Below are 22,079 nucleotides of genomic sequence, written 5' to 3' on the forward strand. Positions count from 1 at the left end.
CATACTAATGGATAAAGGAGCGGAAATTGTCATGAATTTTCAAAACATGATATTGACTCTGCAGCAGTTCTGGGCAGAGCAAAACTGTATTCTCGTACAGCCGTACGATGTCGAGAAGGGTGCGGGAACGATGAACCCGATGACCTTCCTCCGCACGATTGGCCCAGAGCCATGGAACGTAGCTTACGTCGAGCCTTCCCGCCGTCCTGCCGACGGCCGTTACGGCGAGAACCCGAACCGGTTGTACCAGCATCATCAATTCCAGGTTATCCTGAAGCCGTCTCCGGACAACATCCAAGAGCTGTATCTGGAAAGCTTGAAGCGTCTTGGAATCGATCCGAAGCATCACGATATCCGCTTTGTTGAAGACAACTGGGAATCGCCGACACTGGGCGCATGGGGCCTTGGCTGGGAAGTATGGCTGAACGGCATGGAAATTACCCAGTTTACGTACTTCCAGCAAGTCGGCGGCATCGACGCTAACCCGGTTGCGGTCGAAATTACGTACGGTATGGAGCGTCTGGCTTCGTACATTCAGGAAAAAGAGAATGTGTTTGATCTGGAATGGGTAGACGGCGTAACTTACGGAGACGTCTTCCTGCAGCCGGAGTTCGAGCATTCGAAATATACGTTTGAAACTTCCGATTCAGCGATGTTGTTCCAGCTGTTCAACATGTATGAGGAAGAAGCGAAAAAAACGATGGAGCATAACCTTGTATTCCCGGCTTACGATTACGTGCTGAAATGCTCCCATACGTTTAACCTGCTGGACGCACGCGGCGCGATCAGCGTAACGGAACGTACGGGCTACATTATGCGCGTCCGTAATCTGGCGCGCGCTTGCGCAGCGACTTATCTGGAGGAGCGGGAACGTCTCGGCTTCCCTCTGCTGAAGAAAGGAGTGGAGAACAATGGCTAAGGATTTATTGCTGGAGATTGGGCTTGAGGAAGTACCGGCGCGTTTCGTGCGCGGCGCCATGAACCAATTGAAGGAGAAAGCGGTCAAATGGTTCGATGATTCGCGTATTCCATACGATTCGGTTGAAGTGTTTGCGACGCCTCGCCGTCTGGCCCTGTACGTAAAAGGCGTAGCCGAGAAACAGGAAGACGTAAACGAACAGGTTAAAGGTCCTTCGCGTAAAATCGCCCTTGATGATCAAGGCAACTGGAGCAAAGCGGCGCTTGGATTCGCGCGCAGCCAAGGCGTTGAGCCGGAGCAGTTCTTTTTCCAGGAGCTTGCCGGCGTAGAGTACGTGTATGCGAACAAAAGCAGCGTAGGCACGGAAACGGCGTCCGTATTGCCGGAAGGGCTGACAAACCTGATCACATCGATGTCATTCCCGAAAAACATGCGCTGGGGCAGCTATGAACTGAAGTTCGTGCGTCCTATCAAATGGATTATCGCTTTGTTCGGCCAGGATATTATTCCGGTTGAGATTACGAACGTGAAGAGCGGCAACGTATCCCGCGGCCATCGCTTCCTTGGCGAAGAGACGGTAGTGGCATCTCCCGCGGATTATAGAGAGCGTCTGCGCGAGCAGCATGTCATCGTTGACGTTGAAGAACGCGAGCAGTTGATCGTGGCTCAAATTGAGGAGCTGGCCAAAGAGAAGAACTGGGAAATCGCGATTAAAGAAGATTTGCTCGAAGAGGTCTTATTCCTGGTCGAGTATCCGAACGTATTATATGGGACATTTGATCCTGCATTCCTCAATATCCCGCAAGAGGTTCTTATCACGTCGATGCGCGAGCATCAGCGCTACTTCCCTGTATTGAATGCGGAAGGCCAGCTGCAGCCGTTCTTCGTAACGGTGCGCAACGGCGACCGGACTTCGATCGAGAACGTTGCGAAGGGCAATGAGAAGGTTCTCCGCGCCCGTCTTTCAGACGCGAAATTTTTCTACGAGGAAGATCAGAAGCTTGCGATTAACGATGCGCTTGCGAAGCTTGAAAATATCGTTTATCACGAAGAGCTGGGTACGGTTGCGGACAAGGTTAGAAGAATCCGCGCGACAACCGATCTGATTGCCGCAAAACTTGGTGTAGACACAGACGCGGCTTCGGCAGCAAGCCGAGCGGCGGATATTTGCAAGTTCGACCTCGTTACTCAGATGGTATACGAATTCCCTGAGCTGCAAGGCATTATGGGCGAAGATTACGCCCGCAAGGCAGGAGAAAGCGAAGCGGTAGCGAAAGCGATCAATGAGCATTATCAACCTCGCTTTGCAGGCGACCGTGCGCCGGCATCCCTTGTAGGCGCCATCGTAAGCCTTGCCGACAAGATGGATACTATCGCGGGCTGTTTCTCCATCGGCATCATTCCGACAGGATCGCAGGACCCTTATGCCCTGCGCCGTCAGGCATCGGGCATCGTTCAGATCATTCTGGCTCAAGGTCTCGATCTGAAGCTGACAGACCTGTTTGACGCAGCGCTCCAGGTGCATGAAGCACGCGGAATGAAACGCGGCGCGGACGAGATTCGTAAAGATTTGAACGACTTCTTTGCGCTTCGCGTGAAGAATGTTCTGTCGGAGCAAGCTAACCGTTATGACGTCGTTGATGCAGTTATGGCAACCGGCTTTAATGATTTGCGTATTACCGTTCAACGGGCGGCACTGATTAACGAACTGGCATCCGGCAATGAGCGCAGCGAGTTCAAGCTGACGATCGATGCCTTCAACCGGGTATGCAACCTGGCTTCCAAAGCGGAGTCCCGTGCAGTGGATCCGGCTCTGTTCGAAGTAGAGGCAGAGGGTGCTCTTTACGAGCAATGGCAAAAAGCCCATCCAGCGGTTGCGGCAGCTGTCGCCGAGGGAGATATTGCTTCCGCGCTTGCTAATTTGTCTTCGCTTAAGCAGGCGATCAACGCCTATTTCGATTCGGTAATGGTTATGGCCAAGGATGACGCCGTGCGCAGCAACCGTCTGGCAACCCTTTCGCTTATCGCGGACGACATTACGGCTATTGCCGACTTCTCGAAGCTGGTCTGGTAATACAGGTTGCACTCGTCAATGTATCATTGTCGTCAATCCATAGAGGGAAGGGATGATGATTATGGCAGGTTCAGCTGAAGTGATTATTTACGTTGTATCCGACGCTGCGGGGGATACCGGAGAGCTCGTCGTAAGGGCTGCGGTAGCGCAGTTCCATCCGGTTCAGACTGACATTCGCCGAGCGCCGTTTGTCATGGACGTGCCCACTCTGGAGCGGTTTGTTCTGCAAGCCAAGCTGTCGGGCGCCATCGTTCTCTATACGCTGGTCATCCCGCATTTGCGGGAAGCGATGAAGAACCTGGCCAGGGAGCATCAAGTGGAAGCCATTGACCTGCTTGGATCGCTGATCGAAAGCCTCGAGCGGCAGACCGGACGTCATTCGCGCCAGGAGCCTGGCCTTAACCATGTTCTTGACGCGGATTACTTCCGCAAGGTGGATGCCGTCGAATTTGCGGTGCGTTACGATGATGCCAAGGACCCTTCCGGCGTCCTGAAGGCGGATATCGTGCTGATCGGCGTATCACGGACGTCGAAGACGCCGCTGTCCATGTATCTGGCGCATCAAAAATACAAGGTAGCCAATATTCCGCTCGTTCCGGAAATCAAGCCGCCCAAGGAACTGTTCAATGTTCCGGTCGATAGGATTATCGGCTTGACGATTGGCGTTCCGTACTTGAATACGATCCGGAAGGAAAGGCTCAAGGCGCTTGGTTTGCCCAACAGCGCGTCGTATGCCGCGGAGGACCGGATATTGAAGGAGCTTGAATACGCGGAAGCGATTATGAAACAAATCGGCTGCGTCGTCATCGATGTATCGCATCGCGCGGTGGAAGAAACGGCGAGTCTGATTATGGAGCATTTTCGCGGCGTTTAAGCCAAAATGCAGGATTTTTTTGAAGTATTGCCGTATATAATAGTACGGTAATTGAAATATACAACAATAAGCGGTGATGCGTGATGGAGCTTAATCAACCGACAGTCGTCGTTGACGGCGACGCTTGTCCCGTTAAGACCGAAATTGCTCGGACCGCACGCAGCTTCCGCGTCCCGGTTGTCATGGTATCTTCCTATGACCATCGGCTTGAGCCGCAGGAAGGTGTTTCGGTTGTGCAGGTCGACCGGAGCAGCCAATCGGTCGACTTGTATATCGTCAATCATATAGCCAAAGGCGATATCGTGATTACGCAGGATTTCGGTCTGGCATGTATTGCAATCGGAAAAGGGGCGGTCGTCTTGTCTCCGCGCGGCGAACAGTATTCGGACGAGAACATCGATTATTTGATGGAGCGGCGTCATGAATCTGCGAAAAGAAGGCGTGCCGGGGGTAAAACGAAAGGCCCAAAAGCCATGAATCATGAGGATCGGGAGCGTTTTCAACAAAAGTTGACAAAAGTTTTATCAAACTTGCAGGAGAAACATGACATTTAGCGAATATTATTTACGTGTCATTAGGATGAAGGTGATGGATAATGACCTACGGTAAAATACCGGATGACGTTATTGAGGCGGTACGCCGTCATCATGACATCGTAGATACGGTGAGCAAATACGTTCATCTCTCTAAGAACGGCAAGTATATGAAAGGGCTTTGTCCCTTCCACTCGGAGAAGACGCCTTCCTTCACCGTGACGCCGGAGCTGCAGATTTTTCACTGCTACGGCTGCGGCAAGACGGGCAACGTGATCCGGTTCGTGGAAGAGATTGAAAGCTATACCTTTCCAGAAGCGGTCCGAGTGCTTGCCGAAGAGGCAGGCATACCTGTTACCTGGGCCAATCCGGACGGCTCGAAGCCAACGGCGGCCGATACCGAACGCAGCGCTGTTCTTGAAGCGCATGAGCTGACTGCGAAGCTGTACAACTATCTGTTGAACAATACGCAGCATGGCCGTGCCGCCAAAGACTATTTGCGCGATCGCGGGCTTGGCGACAAACTGATCAATCATTTTATGATCGGTTACGCGCCGGAACAGTGGGATACGCTAAGCCGGTTCTTGACAGCCAGAAATTTCGATCCCTCCTTAATGGAGAAAGGCGGGCTGCTATCCGCGAAATCAGACGGAAGCGGATATGTGGACCGGTTTCGGGGACGAATCATGTTTCCGATTTGGGATCGGGACGGCAAAGTAACGGCGTTTGCGGGACGAATAATCGGTGAAGGCCAGCCGAAATATTTGAACTCACCGGAAACGATGCTGTTTACGAAAAGCCGCACGATTTACAATCTGCATCATGCGCGACCTGCCATCCGCAAGAGCAAGCAAGTTGTTTTATTCGAAGGGTATATGGATGTCATTAAATCTTGGAGTGCGGGCGTAAAAAACGGGATTGCCACAATGGGAACGGCCTTGACGGAGGAGCATTGCAGCATTCTTGCAAGGCAGGCTGAAGAAATTGTGATCTGTTACGACGGTGATGACGCCGGACAAGCAGCCGCCATGAAGTCTATTCCGATGCTCGAAGGAGCAGGGCTTAGAGTGATGGTGGCCATGCTTCCGAAAGGAAAGGATCCGGATGAATATATTACCGAATACGGTCCGGATGATTTTCTTCGGGAAGTCATTGATCAGCCTGTCACAACTACAAAATTTAAGCTTATATATTCAAGAAAAAACCATATACTGCTAAAAGAAGAAGGTCGGAAAAATTACTTGCTTGAAGCCGCCGGAATTGTGGCAGAGCTTGATTCGGCTATTGAACGCGAGGTTTACCTGCAAGAGCTTTCGCGCGAATTTAATTTCCCATTAGAGGTATTGAAGCAGGATTGTCACTTAAAGCATCAAGAATTGCAAAAAAAGAAACCCGGAAGGGATAATAACGACAATTCGTGGAATAATGGTAGGAATGAAAATCGCCGAAGATCGGGGCCTCCCGTGCTAATGCCTGCTTATACGTATGTAGAGCGGAGGCTGCTTCATGTGATGATGCGCGACAGGGATGTGGCGCAGACCGTCCATGAAAAGCTGGGAGACGCGTTCAATATTGAGGATCACGCAGCGCTTGCTGCTTATTTATACGCATTTTATGCGCAGGGCTATGATCCGGATGCCGGGAGGTTTATCGCCTCGCTCCAAGACGAACGTCTGGAGAGAACGGCTGCAGCCATTCTGATGATGGACGGAGATTTTCCTTTTGACGATGCAATTTTGGAAGCCGATATTCAGGACATTATCAAAGTACCTAGGTTCCGGGAGATCGACCGAAAAAAAGAGGAAATGATGCAGGCGGAACGCGCCGGAGATCATCTGCTCGCCGCGCAAATGTTAAGTGAGATTATAACCCTAGAGAGACAGCTAAAAGGAACGACTTGACGATCGGTTCTAGGGAGGAGGGAGTCGGAATATGGCGAATGATCAGCATACTGAACTAGATGCCGAACAAAAACTGGATTTAGTGAAGGAACAATTGATTGAACAGGGGAAGAAAAGAGCCTCCTTAACTTATAAAGAGATTATGGAGAAATTGTCGCCGTTTGATCAAGATCCGGAGCAAATCGATGAGTTTTTCGAACAGCTTGACGATTTAGGAATTGAGGTATTAAACGAAAGAGACGAGGATCGTGATCCGCTTAACCGCGGTGAGGACTCGGATCGCGAGCAGGATGATTTCAACTTCGACGATGACTTGGCTCTGCCTCCGGGGATCAAAATTAATGACCCTGTACGCATGTATTTGAAAGAAATCGGCCGTGTTCCGCTCCTGTCGGCGGATGATGAAATCGAACTGGCAAGACGGATCGAGAACGGGGATGAGGAAGCGAAGCGCAGACTTGCGGAAGCGAACCTTCGTCTCGTTGTCAGTATCGCGAAACGCTACGTCGGCCGCGGCATGCTGTTCCTTGATTTGATTCAGGAAGGCAACATGGGTCTGATTAAAGCGGTAGAGAAGTTCGACCATCAAAAAGGCTTTAAGTTCAGTACGTACGCAACCTGGTGGATTCGCCAAGCGATTACGCGCGCCATTGCGGACCAAGCGCGTACCATTCGGATTCCGGTTCATATGGTCGAAACGATCAACAAGCTGATCCGCGTCTCGAGACAGCTCCTTCAAGAGCTTGGGCGCGAACCGACCCCGGAAGAAATCGCTGCGGAGATGGAACTCAGTACCGATAAAGTAAGGGAAATTATGAAGATTGCTCAAGAGCCGGTATCGCTCGAAACACCGATCGGTGAAGAAGACGATTCGCATCTTGGCGATTTTATTGAGGATCAAGAAGCACTTGCACCTGCTGACGCGGCGGCTTACGAGCTGCTTAAGGAGCAGTTGGAAGATGTGCTTGATACATTGACAGAGCGTGAGGAAAATGTACTCCGTCTGCGTTTTGGACTTGACGACGGCCGTACTCGCACCCTCGAAGAGGTTGGCAAAGTATTCGGCGTAACCCGTGAACGGATTCGTCAGATCGAAGCGAAAGCACTCCGCAAGCTCCGTCACCCAAGCCGCAGCAAACGGCTTAAAGATTTCCTAGAATAAGATAGCATTAACCGATAAGGACCTTTCTGCTCTTGCAGCAAGGTCTTTTTTTCCAATTGAACCTATCGTCATTCTACCTGAGAGGATAACATAAGGCATATGAATGAAGAGCGACGCCAGATTATCGTCAGAGAAATTGAGCACTGGAGCAGGAGCAAATTGCTGCCGGATCAATATTGTGATTTTCTGCTTAACTTGTATATGGATCATGATCAGGAAGTAAGGCGTGAATCCAATCATTCGATAGCCAAGGCGGTAATGGCCGTTCAACAGGCTTCAGGCAAACATTGGCTCCTTACATTTGGTTTTTTTACCTTTATTTCCTTTGTTGTGCTTTATTTTAACGTTTTTCACCCTCTATTGCAAATTGGGGTTTCGGCCGTTGGCGTCATTGGTCTGCTGTGGTTTGGCGCCCGTTTGAGAAGACGCCAGGAGTCAGCCGGGCTTGCTGTAACAGGCGGGGGCATGCTGTTGATGCTTGGCGCCGGCCTATACATATTGGATTTGCACGAGATGACGGAATGGGGCTGGAAGGCCGGGATGCTTGGTTTTTGCGCGCTGTTCTGGGTGGTGTACGGAATCGCGGCAAGAATCCAGCTGCTGCATCTTTGCGGCTGGCTTGCGGGAATAATGGTATATGCATGGCTGCTTGCCAAGTTTACGAGCGCGCCGGAGTGGTATGAATCTCAGCTCTATTGGATGCCGCTCTCGGTTCTGTTCGGCTGGGCAAGCTGGTTTGTCCACCGTTGGTCCAAGCAGGCTGCTATGGTTTTATTCGCCGCATGCGCGATTTTATGGTTTGTGCCGGAGTTATACGAAATGATTGTATGGAAAGAACCGGTTATGCTGCAGCTGCAGCTTCAATTGCTCTTGAAGATTGCTGTGGGCGGCGGGCTGTTATTCTTTATGCGAAAACAATGGATGGTGTGGGTTGCTTAATGTTGAAATTATCGAGACGTCTGCAAAGAATCGCAGACTTTGTAACGCCGGGCTCGCGCGTAGCGGATATCGGTTCCGACCACGCGCTGCTTCCGGTTTATTTGATCCAATCCGGCCGAGTTCCCTCTGCCATTGCGGGAGAGCTAAATCCCGGTCCGTTTGAGGCGGCGCGTAAGCAAGCCGCGGATGCGGGCCTTACCGGCAAGCTTCAAGTCCGCCGCGGGGACGGGTTGTCCGTCCTGCAGCCTGGGGAGACCGATACGGTAACTATTGCGGGCATGGGCGGCAGCTTAATGAGCAGCATTTTGGAAGAAGGTTATTTAGCCGGAAAGCTGGATGGGGTAAAGGAATTGATTCTCCAGCCTAATGTCGGCGAAGAGTTTGTGCGAGGCTGGTTATTGAAGCGCGATTGGTTCCTTGCGGAGGAGTCCATTCTGGAGGAAGACGACAAAATTTACGAAGTGCTGCATGCCTTCAAATATGATGAAGCCGAAGCGAGGAAGCGAAATTCCGAAGTTTACGACCCCTCATTCCTTGCACTGCCTGCTTATCAAGAGAAAGGTGCTGCGATTCTGGAAAGGATGGGGCCGCATCTGCTTCGCGCGCCGCAGGATGTCTTCTTCAAAAAGTGGCGTCTTGAGCTCGATAAGCTTGGCAAGATTGTAGCTCAGATGTCCCAATCCGATCTCGAGCAAGCGGAGCAGAAGAAGCAGCAATTCCGTGAGGAAATGAATGTAATCGAGGAGGTGCTTCAATGTTTGCAAACGGGCAGACCGTCATCCAACTAATGGAGCAGCTTGCGCCAAAGCATTATGCGGTCGAGAATGATAAAATCGGACTGCAGCTTGGAACGTTGAACAAGGAAATCCGGAAAATCATTGTAGCGCTGGATGTGACGGATGAAGTTGTCGATGAGGCCATCGCTGCCGGAGCGGAGCTTATTATCGCGCATCATGCCATCATCTACCGTCCCTTGGCGAAGCTGGATACCTCAACTCCGGCAGGAAGGCTGTACGAGAAGCTGATCAAAAATGATATCGCGGTCTATATCTCGCACACCAATCTGGATGTGGCTGACGGCGGCATTAACGATTGGATGGCAGACCTGGTTGGCATTAAGGCGGAAGGCCGCCAATGTCTCGAAGAGGTGCACACGGATAAGCTCTATAAGCTGGTTGTTTTTGTTCCGGAGGAGCAGCATGAAAAGGTGCTTCAAGCAATGTTCCAGGCGGGAGCCGGCCATATCGGCGATTACAGCCACTGCAGCTTTAATATCGAAGGGACGGGAACGTTCCTTCCCGGAGAAGGCACGAATCCGTTTATAGGCAAGCAAGGACAATTGGAAAAAGCGAAGGAAATTCGCATTGAAACGATTGTTCCGCACAGCGTTCACCGCAAGGTGGTGCAGGCCATGCTGAAGGCGCATCCTTACGAAGAAGTAGCCTATGACCTGTACTCGGTTGATCTGAAGGGCAGATCCTTTGGCCTTGGCCGCAGCGGAAAGCTGGAGCAGCCTGTCACCCTTGGCGAACTGGTCGAAAAGGTAAAGGAAGTGTTCGAGGTGCCGTATGTTAGACTTGTTGGCGACCCGAACCGGGTCATTAAGAAAGCAGCCGTTTTAGGCGGCTCAGGCGGGCGTTACACCCGTCATGCGCAATTTGCCGGAGCGGATGTGCTCATCACGGGGGACGTCGATTATCATACCGCTCATGACGCGCTCGCGGACGGTCTTTCCATTATTGATCCAGGTCATAATGTCGAGAAAATCATGAAGCAGCGTGTGGCCGACTGGCTGAATCAACAGCTGTCGGAACGGAAATACGAGACAAAAGCTGTTCATTCCTCCATAAATACGGAGCCTTTCCGGTTCGTGTAGCATTTGGGACGATAAAACAGGTTGAGGTTTTGTAAAATACCCTGTATACTTATTCGTGCATCGGAAAGTTTGACAGACAATCGCTGGCGGCCTTGTTGCCGCGAGAGGAAAGTCCGGGCTCCACAGGGCAGGGTGCTGGATAACGTCCAGTCAGCGCGAGCTGAAGGATAGTGCCACAGAAATGGACCGCCGATGGCTGGTTTACGCCGGCACAGGCAAGGGTGGAACCGTGGTGTAAGAGACCACGAGGAGTATGGGTGACTATATTCCTGGTAAACCCCACTTGGAGCAAGACCGAGAGAACGTAGCAGCCTAGAGCTGCAGCCTTAGCCCGAGGCTCGTTCGGGTTGGTTGCTTGAGCTGTTTAGCAATAAACAGCCTAGATAGATGATTGTCGCTTCGCCCGTGGGAGGGTCGTTCCCGTTATGACCACTAGAAGCACAGAACCCGGCTTACGGCAAACTTTCCGCAACGGACAACAAATTACGCCTCCTGGCATTCGCCGGGAGGCTTTTTTGTTGCTTATTGCGGAAAATTTAGGTGGTTGGCCGTTGGATCGTCGGGGCTGGAGTAGCTCTTTCGACCGCTATTGTCTACGGCGGACGCTTCGCTTCTCAAGAGTACTCCTTTCCCTCCTTTATCGCCAGCCCTTGTCCTGCACGACAACAAATAAGCTCCACTTGCTTATTCCAAGGGAGCTTACGCTTATTTACCTCAAACCGAAGGTTGCCTCGCAAGGCTTCACCGCTAGGTATAGCTAATTACATAATGGCAGCCAGGCTACGTCGCATAAAATACAGGATATTACAGGGTAGCAACAAGAGAAGGGGAGATACACTGCAATAAATGCCAGGATATCTTCGCGCAATGAATTAAAAATAGCTGGCTTGGCGAAATATACTGTATTTCATACAACATAATTCCTAATACAAGCCTAAACGAGCTAATTATACTGTATTTCGTGCAAGGTGAGCAGCAGGTTAAAAGTAAAAGCATCCTCGGACAAAAGCCAGAGGATGCTTCCATTTTTATATATAAATTGAACGGCGGGAGTCGAGGGTAAGGGCAGCTTCCGTTCTTAGCTGCCAGCGCTATACCGCCGGCTAATCGCTTCCAGGCGACGTTCGGTTTGACTTGGGAAGTTCTGCAGGGCAGTGGTGTAGTTCGATGCTGCCTTCAGAGCTTTGTCGACGTCGATCAGACCGTAGCCGAAATAGTTGTCTTTACCCTTGTTGCCAAGGTCAATAGCCGATTTGCGCATAATGTCCATAACCTCTTCATTGTTGAGGTCAGGGTTAATGGAGCGAATCAAGCCGGCTAATGCCGCTACGTGCGGGCTGGCCATAGAGGTGCCTGACAACGCCGCATATTGGCTGCCCGGATAAGTGCTGGCGATGCTGTCGCCAGGCGCTGCTACGTCAATGTAATCGCCGAAATTCGAGAACGAAGCTTTGTTTTTCGACGCATCCGTTGCCGCAACAGCAAAAACTTCCGGATATGCGGCCGGGTAACCAGGCCGGTCGGTATTGTCATTGCCGCTTGCCGCAACCATCACGACGTCATGATCGTAGGCATACTTAATCGCATCATGCAGGAATTCGGCCTGCGCATAGTTGCCAAGACTCATATTAATAACTTTGGCGCCATGGTCGGTAGCCCATATGATCCCTTGCGCAACCGAATAGGTAGAGCCTGCGCCGCTGCTGTCGAGCACTTTAACCGGCATAATTTTGTTATACCAGGAGATGCCCGCAACACCTTCGCCATTGTTGACGGTTGCGCCAATAATACCTGCCACATGGGTACCATGACCAACATCGTCATTCGGAGCGGCATTCGTATCCACAATGTTTGTGCCATTGAGCAGCTTGCCCTTCAAATCCGGATGATCGGCTTGGACGCCGGTATCCAGAATAGCAACGATAACTTTGTCATTACCTTTGGATAAGCCCCAGCCTTTTTCGGTTTCGATGGAAGGCAGATTCCACTGGTATTGGGAATATAGGGCATCGTTAGGAGTGATGATGTCGGCTGTGTTATCGGACGCGGCCGTTTCATTCGTCAGGTACAGATAATGAGGCTCCACGTATTCGGTTTTCCAAGATTTTTGGAAATAATGAACCATTCTATCGGCATCCATGTTCTTGGAACGGAATACATAGGTATCGCCAACGCGCTGAATTTTCTCGGCATTGATTTTTTGCTTGATTTGTTCTAATTGCTGGTTTGTCAGCTTATCCTGGAAATGTACAACCACATCCTTGACATGATAATGGCTGGCATTGCCGTTGTCTTCGCCATCCCGTACTGTCGTTTCGCGGTTGGTATTAGGTTCCACCGATTCGACTCGGTAGTTGCCTTCAGCAGGATAAGGAACAAGCCGTAAATTCCGTTTTTGATGGCGCTCGACCTGCATCACGATATCCTGATTGATGACGCCTACGACACCAATGCCGTTATTTTTCCCGCTAGGCACTCCAAGCACCATGTACCGGCTGCCGGTTTCGCTCATAAACGGCTTGGAGTGATAAGGCTGGCTGGCTTTTACCTTAGCCTTGGCTTCTTCCACATATTGCGCCGCTGTTTTGTCCGGGAGAGCGCCGCGGTCTACGCTTCGATCTCCGTTGATCCAGCTGATGTAGACCATATGCTTATGCATGTTCATCAAATGGGCTACTTTATCCGACTGCGCCTTCATTGCGCCCTTTTTGGTGTCGCTGTTCATTAGCTTGCGGAATTCCTTGCTGCATTCCGTCGTACAGAGAAGAGCGGTAGCGTCCATATCCTTGTTTAAAGTTTTGACTTTCAATGTTTTTTCCTGATGCGCCGAGAAATTTCTTACTTCGGATTCAGGAGCTTTCCGGTCATTGAAAATATATCGCGTACCGGGTACAACAATGGCTACCAGTGCTATAATGGCACAAAGACCAACCCATTTTCTCGCATTCATTGTTTCTTTCGTCCCTTCATCGCTTTGCCAGCTTAGTTGCAACGCTAATGGATAGGTTGCGCATCGCATGGCCGAAAATATGCGCCGAACAATGTCTGAACCGCCAGTACCAAACGAATGTAATTTGTGGTATCATGTTGTTGATGCCTTAGTTTTTTTGTTGTAGTAGAAGAAAGGGGAACTACCTATGCCATCGACCAATGCGAAGTCGCTTAGTGAAACATCGCGTACAAAGTTAAAAGATGCAATTAATCAATTGGAAACGTTTCTTAACCAGTATTCGCTGAACCAATTAATCGGCGAAGAGACTGGAGATGAAGCACAAACGTTCTACAAAGGCCTCTTGTCTGATTTGAGACATCTGTTGGTCTTCTCTGAAGTCTCGGTTGAGAAACTTGGAGTACTGCTCAGACGGCCAAATTTCGATAACGATTTTGCTGAACGCGCCTTGTACGATGTTTATCATCAGTGCGTGAATGCCTTCTTCTATCCGAAGAATGAATGTTATTCGGAAGACGGCCGTTATGCTTACACCGGACAAGACGCCATCCGTTTCCGGTTCAAGCCTATCCGCGAAGCGCGTAACATCGTCCTGAGCGTTTCGAAAATTTACGAAGAGCTCCGCGACGAGCTGGCTTATTATGAGAATGATTACATGACCCAGCGCCGTATGCAGGGGCAAAAATAGGACGGAATGAATCACTTTCGATCAGGGAAACTTGATATCGGAGGTGATTTTTTTATGCCGAAAGGTGTAACCTGCAGCGTGTCCAATTGCGCCTTCTGGAAAGAGGGCAACAATTGCAATGCTGATGCCATTTCCATCGATATTGATCAGCATGCAGACTTCAACGAAGAATTCGCAGCTGATGATCTTGGGCTTTACCATCAGGATCAAGCTACAGAATCATCCGCTACCTGCTGCCACACTTTTAAACCGAAGGAGTGACGGGGAATGGATCAACGAGGCGTAAAAATCACGGATCGTCACAAGAACGATTATCCGCAATACGAAGTGTCTGCGCCAAATGCAATGCCTGACTTGAACGGCGGTAAAGTGGAAGAATGGGCTAACGAGAACAACGTGGGCAACGTCCACGAAGAGATGGCGGCGGATTTCGCTGTGGGCAGTCCAGTCTCCTATGTACCGAGAGAACAGAAAATCGAAGAAGCGGCAGATGCTGTGGAGTCCGGGGGAACAGCCCTTGGCTGGGTAGCGCTTGTATTTGCGGCAGCATCCTGGTTCCTGTGGCCGGTGGTGCTGGGCATCACTTCAGCCGTACTGGGCTTTATTGCTTTCCGTCAGGGAGCAAGGGCGCTTGGGGGCTGGGCGATGGCAATTGGTCTTATCGCTGTATTGCTTTCATTAGTTATCGTTCCATTTTATTATGCGGTTACCTGAAGAATTGGCCTTGGCAGCAATTGCTGCCGGGCCTTTTTTATGTTCTCCAATCGTACATACGGAAAAGTATTAATGGACTGTCAATAACTTTGGATTGCCGCTCTGCCCGATTTTACCTATAATTTATAGATGTATGGGAGGGAACAACCGATGGTTATTGATATTCAGCAGGCTAGCTGGGAACGTGGGGACAAGCAGGTCCTTCGCGATATTAATTGGAAGGTTCAGCCAAACGAGCATTGGTGCTTGCTGGGCTTGAACGGATCCGGGAAAACAACACTTCTCAATATGATTAACGGCTATATTTGGCCAACGAGCGGACAGCTTTCGGTGCTTGGCAAAAAATTCGGGGAATACGATTTACGCGAGCTGCGCAAAAGCATCGGCTGGGTAAGTACCTCACTTCAGCAAAAGCTGTACGGCAGCGAAAATGCCATTAACATTGTGTTAAGCGGAAAGTTCGCCACGATTGGTCTTTACGATCATACAAATGAAGCCGATCGAGACCAGGCGTTGGCTTTGCTGACGAGTCTGGGCTGCGCTTATTTGGCTGAACGCACTTACGATACGATGTCGCAAGGCGAGCGGCAGCGCGTCCTGATCGCAAGGGCATTAATGGCAAAACCGAAGCTGCTTATCCTGGACGAGCCATGCACGGGACTTGACGTTTTTGCGCGCGAGCAGCTATTGTCCATGATTCATAAGGTGGCGAAAGACGGCCCTACCATTATATACGTCACGCATCATGTGGAAGAAATATTGCCTTGTTTCAGTCATACGCTATTGATTAAGCAAGGTGAAGTTTTTGCTGCGGGAGCAACTAACGATGTTTTAACCTCAGAGCGAATGAGCCGTTTCTTTGATGTTCCGGTAGAGATTGAACGCCGCGACGGCCGGAACTGGCTGTTCGTCAAGCAATCGGAGTCGCTATGGAACTCGAATTAATTCAATCGCATTTGCAGCCGGAACCGGAACCGCGAAGAAAGAGATTTCTTAGTTGGCTTCGCGCCCGAATAGGGAACCGGCTCGAATACGATGGTCCGCTCTGGCGGTCCGGGGCGGCGGGACTCCTGTTATTCGGATCCGCAGCAATCATAACCGTCGCATTAGGCATGCCGACCGGATTTGGGACGGCTATCGACGTTGGGGCGTTTGTGCTTGCGAATGCAGTGGCTTTACTGATCGCTTCCCAGCTTATTTCCATTATCTTATCGTTGCTGTATGTGCCGATACCGCGTTTATTCGCCGGTTTTCTGATTTACGTCGGCTTCGAGTGCTATTATATTTTGTATTATTCGGATTTCGAGATTTGGAATTCGATTCTATGCGCCGTTATCTATACGATAATAGGCGCTGTTGCCGGGGTATTGATCGGCTGGTTCAGCCGAAGCCGCATACGGTTCATATCCGGCATTGTGATTGCCGCCATGTCGGTGACCGGTGTATTTATATGGATGAAAGAGCCTTACGGCGGCGGGCATGCGGCAGCCGTATTCGCCGGGGCGGAGGAGATAGGAGCTTCCGAAGTAGCTGCTATCGACGCCGATAACCCTAGCGAGCTTGGCAGCTACAGCTATCGTTTTTTCACGTATGGGAGCGGAACGGACAAGCAGCGCAAGGAGTATGGAAAAGGCGCTGAGCTGATCTCCGCATCAGTGGATGCTTCCGATTACATCAAGAACTGGTATTGGATGAAGGAAAGGTTCTGGGGCTTCGACGAAGAAAAGCTGCCGCTGAATGGCCGGGTATGGATGCCCGACGGGGATGGCCCGTTTCCTCTCGTTCTGATGGTGCATGGCAATCATCTGATGGAAGATTTCTCGGATGCCGGTTACGATTATTTGGGCAAGCTGCTTGCTAGCCGTGGATACATCGCTATTTCGGCAGATGAGAATTTCTTGAATTATTCGGCTTGGTCGGGAATTCCGGATAATGATTTTAAAGTCAGAGCTTGGATGCTGCTTAAGCATATTCAACAAATTCAAGCGTTTAGCGAAAAGTCGGATAGTGCTTTCTATAATAAAGTGGATTTCTCCAATATTGCGCTCATCGGGCATTCTCGCGGCGGTCAAGCCGTAGCAATGGCAGCCGACCGGGATACCTGGTTTGCCGGCGATCGGAGTCTGGACAGTCTCGATAAGGAACAGGTTCATATTCAAACGGTAATTGCCCTCGCACCCACGGATAAAGCAATCGATAACAAGTCGGCTAATCTTGCCGATGTGAACTATCTAGTCCTGCAAGGGGCTCGAGACGGAGATGTAAATGACTTTTACGGAGACCGGCAATATATTCGGACTAGCTTTTCTCCGGGTTCCGGTTATAGGAAAGCTTCCGTTTATTTATCCGAGGCGAATCACAGCCGGTTTAATACGGAGTGGGGAACGATGGACGAACGTCCGCCGGGCGGTCTTTTCCTGAGTCAACGCGGAATGATGGAGCCCTTAGAGCAGCAGCTGGCCGCTCAAGTCTATGTGTCGGCCTTCCTTGAAACAACGCTCCGCCATCAGGCAGAATACATCCCGCTGCTGCAGGATTACCGCACCGGCCTCGACTGGCTGCCTGATTCCACCGCTTACGTATCCAGATACGAGGACTCGAGCTTTGATACGATTGCAAGATACGACGAGGACCGGAACAAAACAACGCTGCCGGCAGGCGGAAAGCTTGAAGAGGATAACCTGAAATCCTGGGATGAGCTGGATGTGAAGGACCGGGATCACAATAATAAAGGAACGGTTGGTGCGCAGGTGGAGTGGCTGGAGGACAGCTCTTATACCTTATCTTTAGCTGAGCCATTCTCGCTTGCAAGCGCGGCTGACGCGAATCGGATGTTCACCTTCTCTCTCGCCAATCTGGCGTCGCAGCTGGATCCCGACTATCAGGAATCCGTGCCCCAGATTCAAATTGAGTTAATGTCAACGGCTGGAGATACCATTATTTTACCGCTGAGTGCCTACATGCCGGTTCAGCAACCGTTCGTTACGACGTACACCATTATTCCTTGGCTTGAGAAGACCATTAAAAGCGGGAAGTACAAGCATGACACGGAGTCGGTATTCCAGACATTCCGGGTACCGCTCAATGATTTTGCCGAGGCGGTTGACAACAAGGACTTATCCATCAGTCAGATCACCTTCCGCTTTATTGGCGGTCCAGGCAAAATCATGCTTGATGATATTGGATTATCCAATTGAATTCTCCAAAAAAGAGCTCCCTGATCCGGGAGCTCTTTTTCTTGTTTCATTAAAATTAAGGCTATTCTTCCTTAAACGTAAACCGCCTTGCTGCATACAGGAACGGAGTAGAACATAGGGATACGATAAATTTAATGACATAGGTCGAAAGAAAGACCGAGACCCATACGCTTCCTTCCAGCGTGCCGGCAAATGCGATGGTGCAAAAGATAAGGGTATCAACAAATTGACTGATAACCGTACTGCCATTATTGCGGATCCAGAGTTGTCCGGGAGCCGGGAATACCCGCTTAAGAACGGAATAGATCCTCACGTCGAGAAACTGGCTGACGAAATACGCGCACAAGCTTCCGAGCGCAATTTGCGGCATCAGCCCAAAGATCATGTGCAGGGCATCATTGGTGTCATGGGCAAGCCCGGAGCTGTCCGGGTGGAAGACAAGCGCCATCTGCATAATGATCGTTGAGGCAATTAGCGTAAAGAAGCCGAACCATACCGCTTTTTTGGCAGCACGCTCTCCGTACTTTTCGTTAAGCAGATCGGATGCGAGATAAATGGTGCCATACATCGTATTGCCAAGCGTAATGACGATATCAAAAGGCATTTCCACGGTTTTTACCACCTGTACATTCGCCAGTACGGTTGCCATGCCGATCCAGGCGTAAATGCCGACGCGCCCAAATAACCGGTAAGAGATCAGAAATAAGGTAAAATGGACGAGCATAAATAGCGCGCCAAACCACAAATTAAACATATTGCCTCCCTGTAGGTCTCGAATAAAGTAAGCGATGAGCGGAACTTGCAGCAGGGCATCGCAAGGTGTATGATAGATTTTCTGCCTTTGACATTATAATCGCTTGTTATCGGGGGATCAATACTCCCGCCAAAGGACGGAGAAACCGTTTCACCTTGAATTCAAGCGTTTATAAGTTTTTTCGTATAAAAAGGGCTTAGAATTCTCCGGATTGAAACGCGCTCTTCCGCCAAAGGATGGAGAAACCGTTTCACCTTGACAGGCAGATTTTGTTACAATGGTAAACGAACTTTTAATCGTATTTCGCGTAATTACGCTTGAAGGAGAGGATCAATCATGCAGGACGAGCAGCGAATCGAGGAGCAGAAGCGAGTGGACCGTGTGATGCGGCTGATTCGCGAGCAGCTGGGCAAGCTGCTGCAAAACTCAAGCGGTATGCGGGAAGATATCGTGGACATCCGGAAAAATTTCTGGGACGATGTTACGCTGAATTTCGAGGATGCGTCGGAAGCGGCGGAGTCCGCTGCGAGCCTGAAGCAGCAGGCTGAGGTGCTTGCGGAGCGGGAGCACAGCCACAGGCATGCATCGCAGCAGGTGAAGCTATTGCGGAAGCTGGAGCAGACCCCGTACTTCGGGCGCGTTGATTTTATAGAAAATGGCAGCTCCGAGGAAGAGCGGATCTATCTTGGAGTTGGCTCCATGCTGGATGAAAGCGGGTCGAATTATTTGATTTACGACTGGCGAGCGCCAGTCTCGAGTCTCTACTATGATTATTCGCCGGGCCCGGCTTCCTATGTAACTCCTGCGGGATCGATAGAGGGCCGGATGACGCTGAAACGCCAATATGTTATTCGCCGCGGGCAAATCGACGGTATGTTCGATACCGGTGTCACCATCGGTGACGAGCTGCTGCAAGAGGTGCTTGGCAAGCATTCGGATGCCCAGATGAAGAGCATTGTAGCTACGATTCAGCGGGAACAAAACCAGATTATCCGCAATGAACGGGCAAGGCTTCTGATTGTTCAAGGTGCGGCCGGAAGCGGTAAAACCTCTGCGGCGCTGCAGCGCGTAGCCTATCTGCTATACCGTTACAGGGGATCGCTGCAAGCCGATCAAATCGTCTTGTTCTCGCCAAACCCGATGTTTAACAGCTATGTCGCAACGGTTCTTCCGGAGCTTGGCGAACAGAATATGCAGCAAACAACTTACCAGCAATACCTCGAGCATCGTATTGGGCAATCGTTTGCGCTGGAGGACCCGTTTGCTCAGATGGAGTATACGCTTGGAAGCATGGAGGATCCGGATTACGAAACGCGCATCGCCTCTATTCGACATAAGTCGGGCGCATCCTTCATGAAAGTGATTGAGCGTTATGTCGATACGCTTGGTGAATCGGGATTATTGTTTAAAGCGATCAAGTTCCGGGGACGCAAGCTGATTGCGGCAGAAGCTATCGAAGAGCATTTTTACAGCTTGGACAAAAGCTTCACGATTCCGAACCGGTTCAAGATGACAGCCGATTGGCTGCTTAAGGAGCTGACCAGGCTAAGCAAGGAAGAACGGAAGAAACAGTGGGTAGAAGACGAGATGGAGCTGCTGGATAAAGAAGCATACATTCATGCGTTTAATGAGTTAAACCGCAAGGAGCGCTATACCTCGGACTCCTTTGATGATTTTGACCGCGAAAAAGATGTGCTGGCTACCATGATCGTCCAGGAAAGGTTCAAACGTTTGCGGAGCCGCGTGAAGAAACTAAGATTTGTCGACACGCAGACCTTATACCTTCGATTATACGAAAGCGAGCAGGCTCCATGGCTTGTCGAAGAAAGTCGGCTTGAATGGGAGGCGATCCGCAAGCTTACCGTGGAACAGCTTAAGCATGGAATACTTACTTATGAAGACGCAACGCCTTACTTATATATGAAGGATTTAATTGAAGGCTTCCAGACCAACACATCGGTAAGGCATCTGTTTATCGATGAAGCGCAGGATTATTCGCCATTCCAGTTCTATTATTTGAAGAGAGTTTTCCCCATGGCGAAGATGACGGCGCTCGGCGACCTGAACCAATCGATATTCGCGCATGCCGCTTTAGGGAATGGATTCGATCCGCTGGGAGAGCTTTACAGCAAGGAAGAGACTGAGACAATAGTGCTGACTCGCAGTTATCGTTCGACAAAACCGATTGTCGAATTTACGAGCAGGATGATCGAGGGGGGAAGTCGAATCGTGCCGTTTAATCGTAACGGTGACGAGCCGACGGTAACGGCTGTTGCGAATGTATCGGAGCTGCACGGGATGATTGCGGAGCGAATCCGGCGCTTGCAAGAGGAAGGCGCAAATTCCATTGCGATCATTTGCAAGACTGCGGAGGAAAGCCTGACAGCTTATGAGGCATTGGAACGGAACTGTCCCGGAATGAGGCTGATTGAGAAGGAGACGGTAACCTTCGAGAACGGCACCGTCGTCATTCCGTCTTATTTGGCCAAAGGCGTGGAGTTTGATGCCGTTATTCTGTACAACGCTTCAAGCGACGTTTATGGCAGGGAGAGCGAGCGCAAGCTGTTCTACACCGCATGCACCCGCGCCATGCATGAGCTGCATCTGTACTATCTCTCGGAACCGACACCGTTCCTTACGGAGGCCATATCCAAAAAATAAGTCAGCGATTACCGGCCGTTACGTACTTCAGGCCAGATATCGCTGACTGCAACCTGCAGTTCTCCTGCAATAAGCTCAGCCGTTAACCGGTTGGGCTTTTGTATATGTCCATTTCGAAGCTTGGAGATGGTCTGCAAGGAAATATTCGTCGCGGCAGCCATCTGGTTGGCACTTATATCCCGCTTGGCCATCCACATCTTAAGCCGTTTGGAAGAGTCATAGACTTGCTTGATCGCCGTTAACGGCTCTTCTCGCGCATGTTCACTCTTGTTTCCGAAGATGATCAGCGCGTATCTGGCTTCATCCTGATCGGATATAGTCAAAGCCCGGAATTCCAGATGCACGGCAATCTCGTCTTGTTTGGCGGATATCAAGATTGTCTCCTGCGTGAAATGCAGGCTGCTGTCGCACGGCAAATAATGGGCTATAAGCAGATCGATCGACATTCCCTTCAACTGCTCCTGTTTATATCCGGAAAGCCTGCAGAAGGCTTCATTTGTTTCATGTATCGTTGTTGACGCCCTTGATACTCGGATAAGTATCATCGGCTGGTCAAGTATTTGGAAGATTTGGTAAAATGCAATCAAAATTGGTCCTCCTTAATTCCAAGCGCGCCAATGCACAAAATCGAGTATAAGCTTTACGCTTGTACTATACAATAGCTTTACTATATTTAACAAAATCGTCAAGAATAAATGCAGTTTGGTTTAATAAATTAAACTTGCTGGCATGAAACGGTTCAATCATGCGGAAGCTGTCATTTCTATGACAAAATGATAGGGTGTTCAGCTACCAGCGAGTTTTGTATGAATCTATGTTCTCGGGTAATATTAGAAA

At 50.2% G+C, this 22,079-nt stretch carries 18 protein-coding genes and 1 other RNA gene; 16 read left to right on the forward strand and 3 right to left on the reverse strand.

The window, feature by feature from the left end; translation table 11 throughout:
* Nucleotides 1–31: 31 nt before the first annotated feature.
* The 10 genes from glyQ to rnpB all read left to right on the forward strand — a co-directional run bounded on the left by glyQ (nucleotide 32) and on the right by rnpB (nucleotide 10,748).
* Nucleotides 32–919 carry a glycine--tRNA ligase subunit alpha gene (glyQ, locus tag ACR9FF_RS10995; protein WP_127496388.1) on the forward strand — a complete coding sequence of 296 codons (888 nt, stop codon included), beginning with the start codon at nucleotides 32–34 and terminating at the stop codon, nucleotides 917–919.
* Nucleotides 912–2,993, forward strand: a complete 2,082-nt coding sequence (gene glyS, locus ACR9FF_RS11000; RefSeq protein ID WP_435171039.1) for a glycine--tRNA ligase subunit beta — start codon at nucleotides 912–914, stop codon at nucleotides 2,991–2,993. Before glyQ ends, glyS begins: the two co-directional genes overlap by 8 nt.
* Nucleotides 2,994–3,054: 61 nt before the next feature.
* Nucleotides 3,055–3,867 carry a pyruvate, water dikinase regulatory protein gene (locus ACR9FF_RS11005; protein ID WP_201003726.1) on the forward strand — a complete coding sequence of 271 codons (813 nt, stop codon included), beginning with the start codon at nucleotides 3,055–3,057 and terminating at the stop codon, nucleotides 3,865–3,867.
* Nucleotides 3,868–3,950: 83 nt separating this feature from the next.
* Complete coding sequence (locus tag ACR9FF_RS11010; RefSeq protein WP_127496385.1) at nucleotides 3,951–4,421, forward strand: YaiI/YqxD family protein; 471 nt, start codon at nucleotides 3,951–3,953, stop codon at nucleotides 4,419–4,421.
* A gap of 41 nt (nucleotides 4,422–4,462) precedes the next feature.
* On the forward strand, nucleotides 4,463–6,301 hold the full coding sequence (gene dnaG / locus ACR9FF_RS11015; protein ID WP_127496384.1) for a DNA primase: 1,839 nt from the start codon (nucleotides 4,463–4,465) through the stop codon (nucleotides 6,299–6,301).
* 31 nt (nucleotides 6,302–6,332) lie between these two features.
* The gene (rpoD, locus tag ACR9FF_RS11020; RefSeq protein ID WP_127496383.1) at nucleotides 6,333–7,463 is read left to right on the forward strand and encodes an RNA polymerase sigma factor RpoD; all 1,131 of its coding nucleotides are present in this window, start codon (nucleotides 6,333–6,335) and stop codon (nucleotides 7,461–7,463) included.
* A 99-nt stretch (nucleotides 7,464–7,562) separates the two neighbouring features.
* A complete protein-coding gene (locus ACR9FF_RS11025; RefSeq protein WP_435171043.1) occupies nucleotides 7,563–8,402 on the forward strand; it encodes a hypothetical protein in 840 nt (279 codons plus the stop codon).
* Nucleotides 8,402–9,190: a tRNA (adenine(22)-N(1))-methyltransferase gene (locus ACR9FF_RS11030; protein WP_435171045.1), complete on the forward strand. Its 789-nt coding sequence runs from the start codon at nucleotides 8,402–8,404 to the stop codon at nucleotides 9,188–9,190. Before ACR9FF_RS11025 ends, ACR9FF_RS11030 begins: the two co-directional genes overlap by 1 nt.
* Nucleotides 9,157–10,278, forward strand: a complete 1,122-nt coding sequence (locus ACR9FF_RS11035) for a Nif3-like dinuclear metal center hexameric protein (RefSeq protein WP_127496380.1) — start codon at nucleotides 9,157–9,159, stop codon at nucleotides 10,276–10,278. The genes ACR9FF_RS11030 and ACR9FF_RS11035 overlap by 34 nt, the downstream gene beginning before the upstream one ends.
* Nucleotides 10,279–10,342: 64 nt before the next feature.
* An RNA gene (rnpB, locus tag ACR9FF_RS11040) (RNase P RNA component class A) lies at nucleotides 10,343–10,748 on the forward strand.
* Between the two features lie 608 nt (nucleotides 10,749–11,356).
* Here rnpB and ACR9FF_RS11045 read toward each other — a convergent pair.
* On the reverse strand, nucleotides 11,357–13,228 hold the full coding sequence (locus ACR9FF_RS11045) for a S8 family peptidase (RefSeq protein ID WP_435171047.1): 1,872 nt from the start codon (nucleotides 13,226–13,228) through the stop codon (nucleotides 11,357–11,359).
* Nucleotides 13,229–13,415: 187 nt separating this feature from the next.
* Between ACR9FF_RS11045 and ACR9FF_RS11050 the strand changes: the two genes are divergently transcribed.
* The 5 genes from ACR9FF_RS11050 to ACR9FF_RS11070 all read left to right on the forward strand — a co-directional run bounded on the left by ACR9FF_RS11050 (nucleotide 13,416) and on the right by ACR9FF_RS11070 (nucleotide 17,827).
* On the forward strand, nucleotides 13,416–13,916 hold the full coding sequence (locus ACR9FF_RS11050; protein WP_127496378.1) for a YpuI family protein: 501 nt from the start codon (nucleotides 13,416–13,418) through the stop codon (nucleotides 13,914–13,916).
* Nucleotides 13,917–13,970: 54 nt separating this feature from the next.
* Nucleotides 13,971–14,177, forward strand: a complete 207-nt coding sequence (locus ACR9FF_RS11055) for a DUF1540 domain-containing protein (protein WP_127496377.1) — start codon at nucleotides 13,971–13,973, stop codon at nucleotides 14,175–14,177.
* A 6-nt stretch (nucleotides 14,178–14,183) separates the two neighbouring features.
* On the forward strand, nucleotides 14,184–14,630 hold the full coding sequence (locus tag ACR9FF_RS11060) for a DUF4190 domain-containing protein (protein WP_127496376.1): 447 nt from the start codon (nucleotides 14,184–14,186) through the stop codon (nucleotides 14,628–14,630).
* A 150-nt stretch (nucleotides 14,631–14,780) separates the two neighbouring features.
* Nucleotides 14,781–15,575, forward strand: a complete 795-nt coding sequence (locus ACR9FF_RS11065; RefSeq protein ID WP_201003710.1) for an ABC transporter ATP-binding protein — start codon at nucleotides 14,781–14,783, stop codon at nucleotides 15,573–15,575.
* Nucleotides 15,560–17,827 (forward strand): alpha/beta hydrolase family protein, encoded by a 2,268-nt coding sequence (locus tag ACR9FF_RS11070; protein WP_435171051.1) that lies wholly within the window; start codon nucleotides 15,560–15,562, stop codon nucleotides 17,825–17,827. The genes ACR9FF_RS11065 and ACR9FF_RS11070 overlap by 16 nt, the downstream gene beginning before the upstream one ends.
* Nucleotides 17,828–17,888: 61 nt before the next feature.
* On the opposite strand, the gene ACR9FF_RS11075 is transcribed toward ACR9FF_RS11070, so the two are convergent.
* The gene (locus tag ACR9FF_RS11075; RefSeq protein ID WP_201003706.1) at nucleotides 17,889–18,581 is read right to left on the reverse strand and encodes a queuosine precursor transporter; all 693 of its coding nucleotides are present in this window, start codon (nucleotides 18,579–18,581) and stop codon (nucleotides 17,889–17,891) included.
* A gap of 336 nt (nucleotides 18,582–18,917) precedes the next feature.
* Between ACR9FF_RS11075 and helD the strand changes: the two genes are divergently transcribed.
* Complete coding sequence (helD, locus tag ACR9FF_RS11080) at nucleotides 18,918–21,242, forward strand: RNA polymerase recycling motor HelD (RefSeq protein ID WP_435171053.1); 2,325 nt, start codon at nucleotides 18,918–18,920, stop codon at nucleotides 21,240–21,242.
* 8 nt (nucleotides 21,243–21,250) lie between these two features.
* Here the strand turns inward: helD and ACR9FF_RS11085 are convergent, their stop codons facing one another.
* Nucleotides 21,251–21,829 (reverse strand): helix-turn-helix domain-containing protein, encoded by a 579-nt coding sequence (locus ACR9FF_RS11085; RefSeq protein ID WP_201003702.1) that lies wholly within the window; start codon nucleotides 21,827–21,829, stop codon nucleotides 21,251–21,253.
* Nucleotides 21,830–22,079: the final 250 nt, after the last annotated feature.

This window comes from Paenibacillus glycanilyticus, assembly GCF_051200795.1.
GTDB lineage: Bacteria > Bacillota > Bacilli > Paenibacillales > Paenibacillaceae > Pristimantibacillus > Pristimantibacillus glycanilyticus.

Excerpts from the sequence above, each read along its gene's own strand:
- glyQ (WP_127496388.1), top strand. The coding sequence starts at position 32 with ATGAATTTTCAAAACATGATATTGACTCTGCAGCAGTTCTGGGCAGAG.
- glyS (WP_435171039.1), top strand. The coding sequence starts at position 912 with ATGGCTAAGGATTTATTGCTGGAGATTGGGCTTGAGGAAGTACCGGCG.
- ACR9FF_RS11005 (WP_201003726.1), top strand. The coding sequence starts at position 3,055 with ATGGCAGGTTCAGCTGAAGTGATTATTTACGTTGTATCCGACGCTGCG.
- ACR9FF_RS11010 (WP_127496385.1), top strand. The coding sequence starts at position 3,951 with ATGGAGCTTAATCAACCGACAGTCGTCGTTGACGGCGACGCTTGTCCC.
- dnaG (WP_127496384.1), top strand. The coding sequence starts at position 4,463 with ATGACCTACGGTAAAATACCGGATGACGTTATTGAGGCGGTACGCCGT.
- rpoD (WP_127496383.1), top strand. The coding sequence starts at position 6,333 with ATGGCGAATGATCAGCATACTGAACTAGATGCCGAACAAAAACTGGAT.
- ACR9FF_RS11025 (WP_435171043.1), top strand. The coding sequence starts at position 7,563 with ATGAATGAAGAGCGACGCCAGATTATCGTCAGAGAAATTGAGCACTGG.
- ACR9FF_RS11030 (WP_435171045.1), top strand. The coding sequence starts at position 8,402 with ATGTTGAAATTATCGAGACGTCTGCAAAGAATCGCAGACTTTGTAACG.
- ACR9FF_RS11035 (WP_127496380.1), top strand. The coding sequence starts at position 9,157 with ATGTTTGCAAACGGGCAGACCGTCATCCAACTAATGGAGCAGCTTGCG.
- ACR9FF_RS11045 (WP_435171047.1), bottom strand. The coding sequence starts at position 13,228 with ATGAATGCGAGAAAATGGGTTGGTCTTTGTGCCATTATAGCACTGGTA.
- ACR9FF_RS11050 (WP_127496378.1), top strand. The coding sequence starts at position 13,416 with ATGCCATCGACCAATGCGAAGTCGCTTAGTGAAACATCGCGTACAAAG.
- ACR9FF_RS11055 (WP_127496377.1), top strand. The coding sequence starts at position 13,971 with ATGCCGAAAGGTGTAACCTGCAGCGTGTCCAATTGCGCCTTCTGGAAA.
- ACR9FF_RS11060 (WP_127496376.1), top strand. The coding sequence starts at position 14,184 with ATGGATCAACGAGGCGTAAAAATCACGGATCGTCACAAGAACGATTAT.
- ACR9FF_RS11065 (WP_201003710.1), top strand. The coding sequence starts at position 14,781 with ATGGTTATTGATATTCAGCAGGCTAGCTGGGAACGTGGGGACAAGCAG.
- ACR9FF_RS11070 (WP_435171051.1), top strand. The coding sequence starts at position 15,560 with ATGGAACTCGAATTAATTCAATCGCATTTGCAGCCGGAACCGGAACCG.
- ACR9FF_RS11075 (WP_201003706.1), bottom strand. The coding sequence starts at position 18,581 with ATGTTTAATTTGTGGTTTGGCGCGCTATTTATGCTCGTCCATTTTACC.
- helD (WP_435171053.1), top strand. The coding sequence starts at position 18,918 with ATGCAGGACGAGCAGCGAATCGAGGAGCAGAAGCGAGTGGACCGTGTG.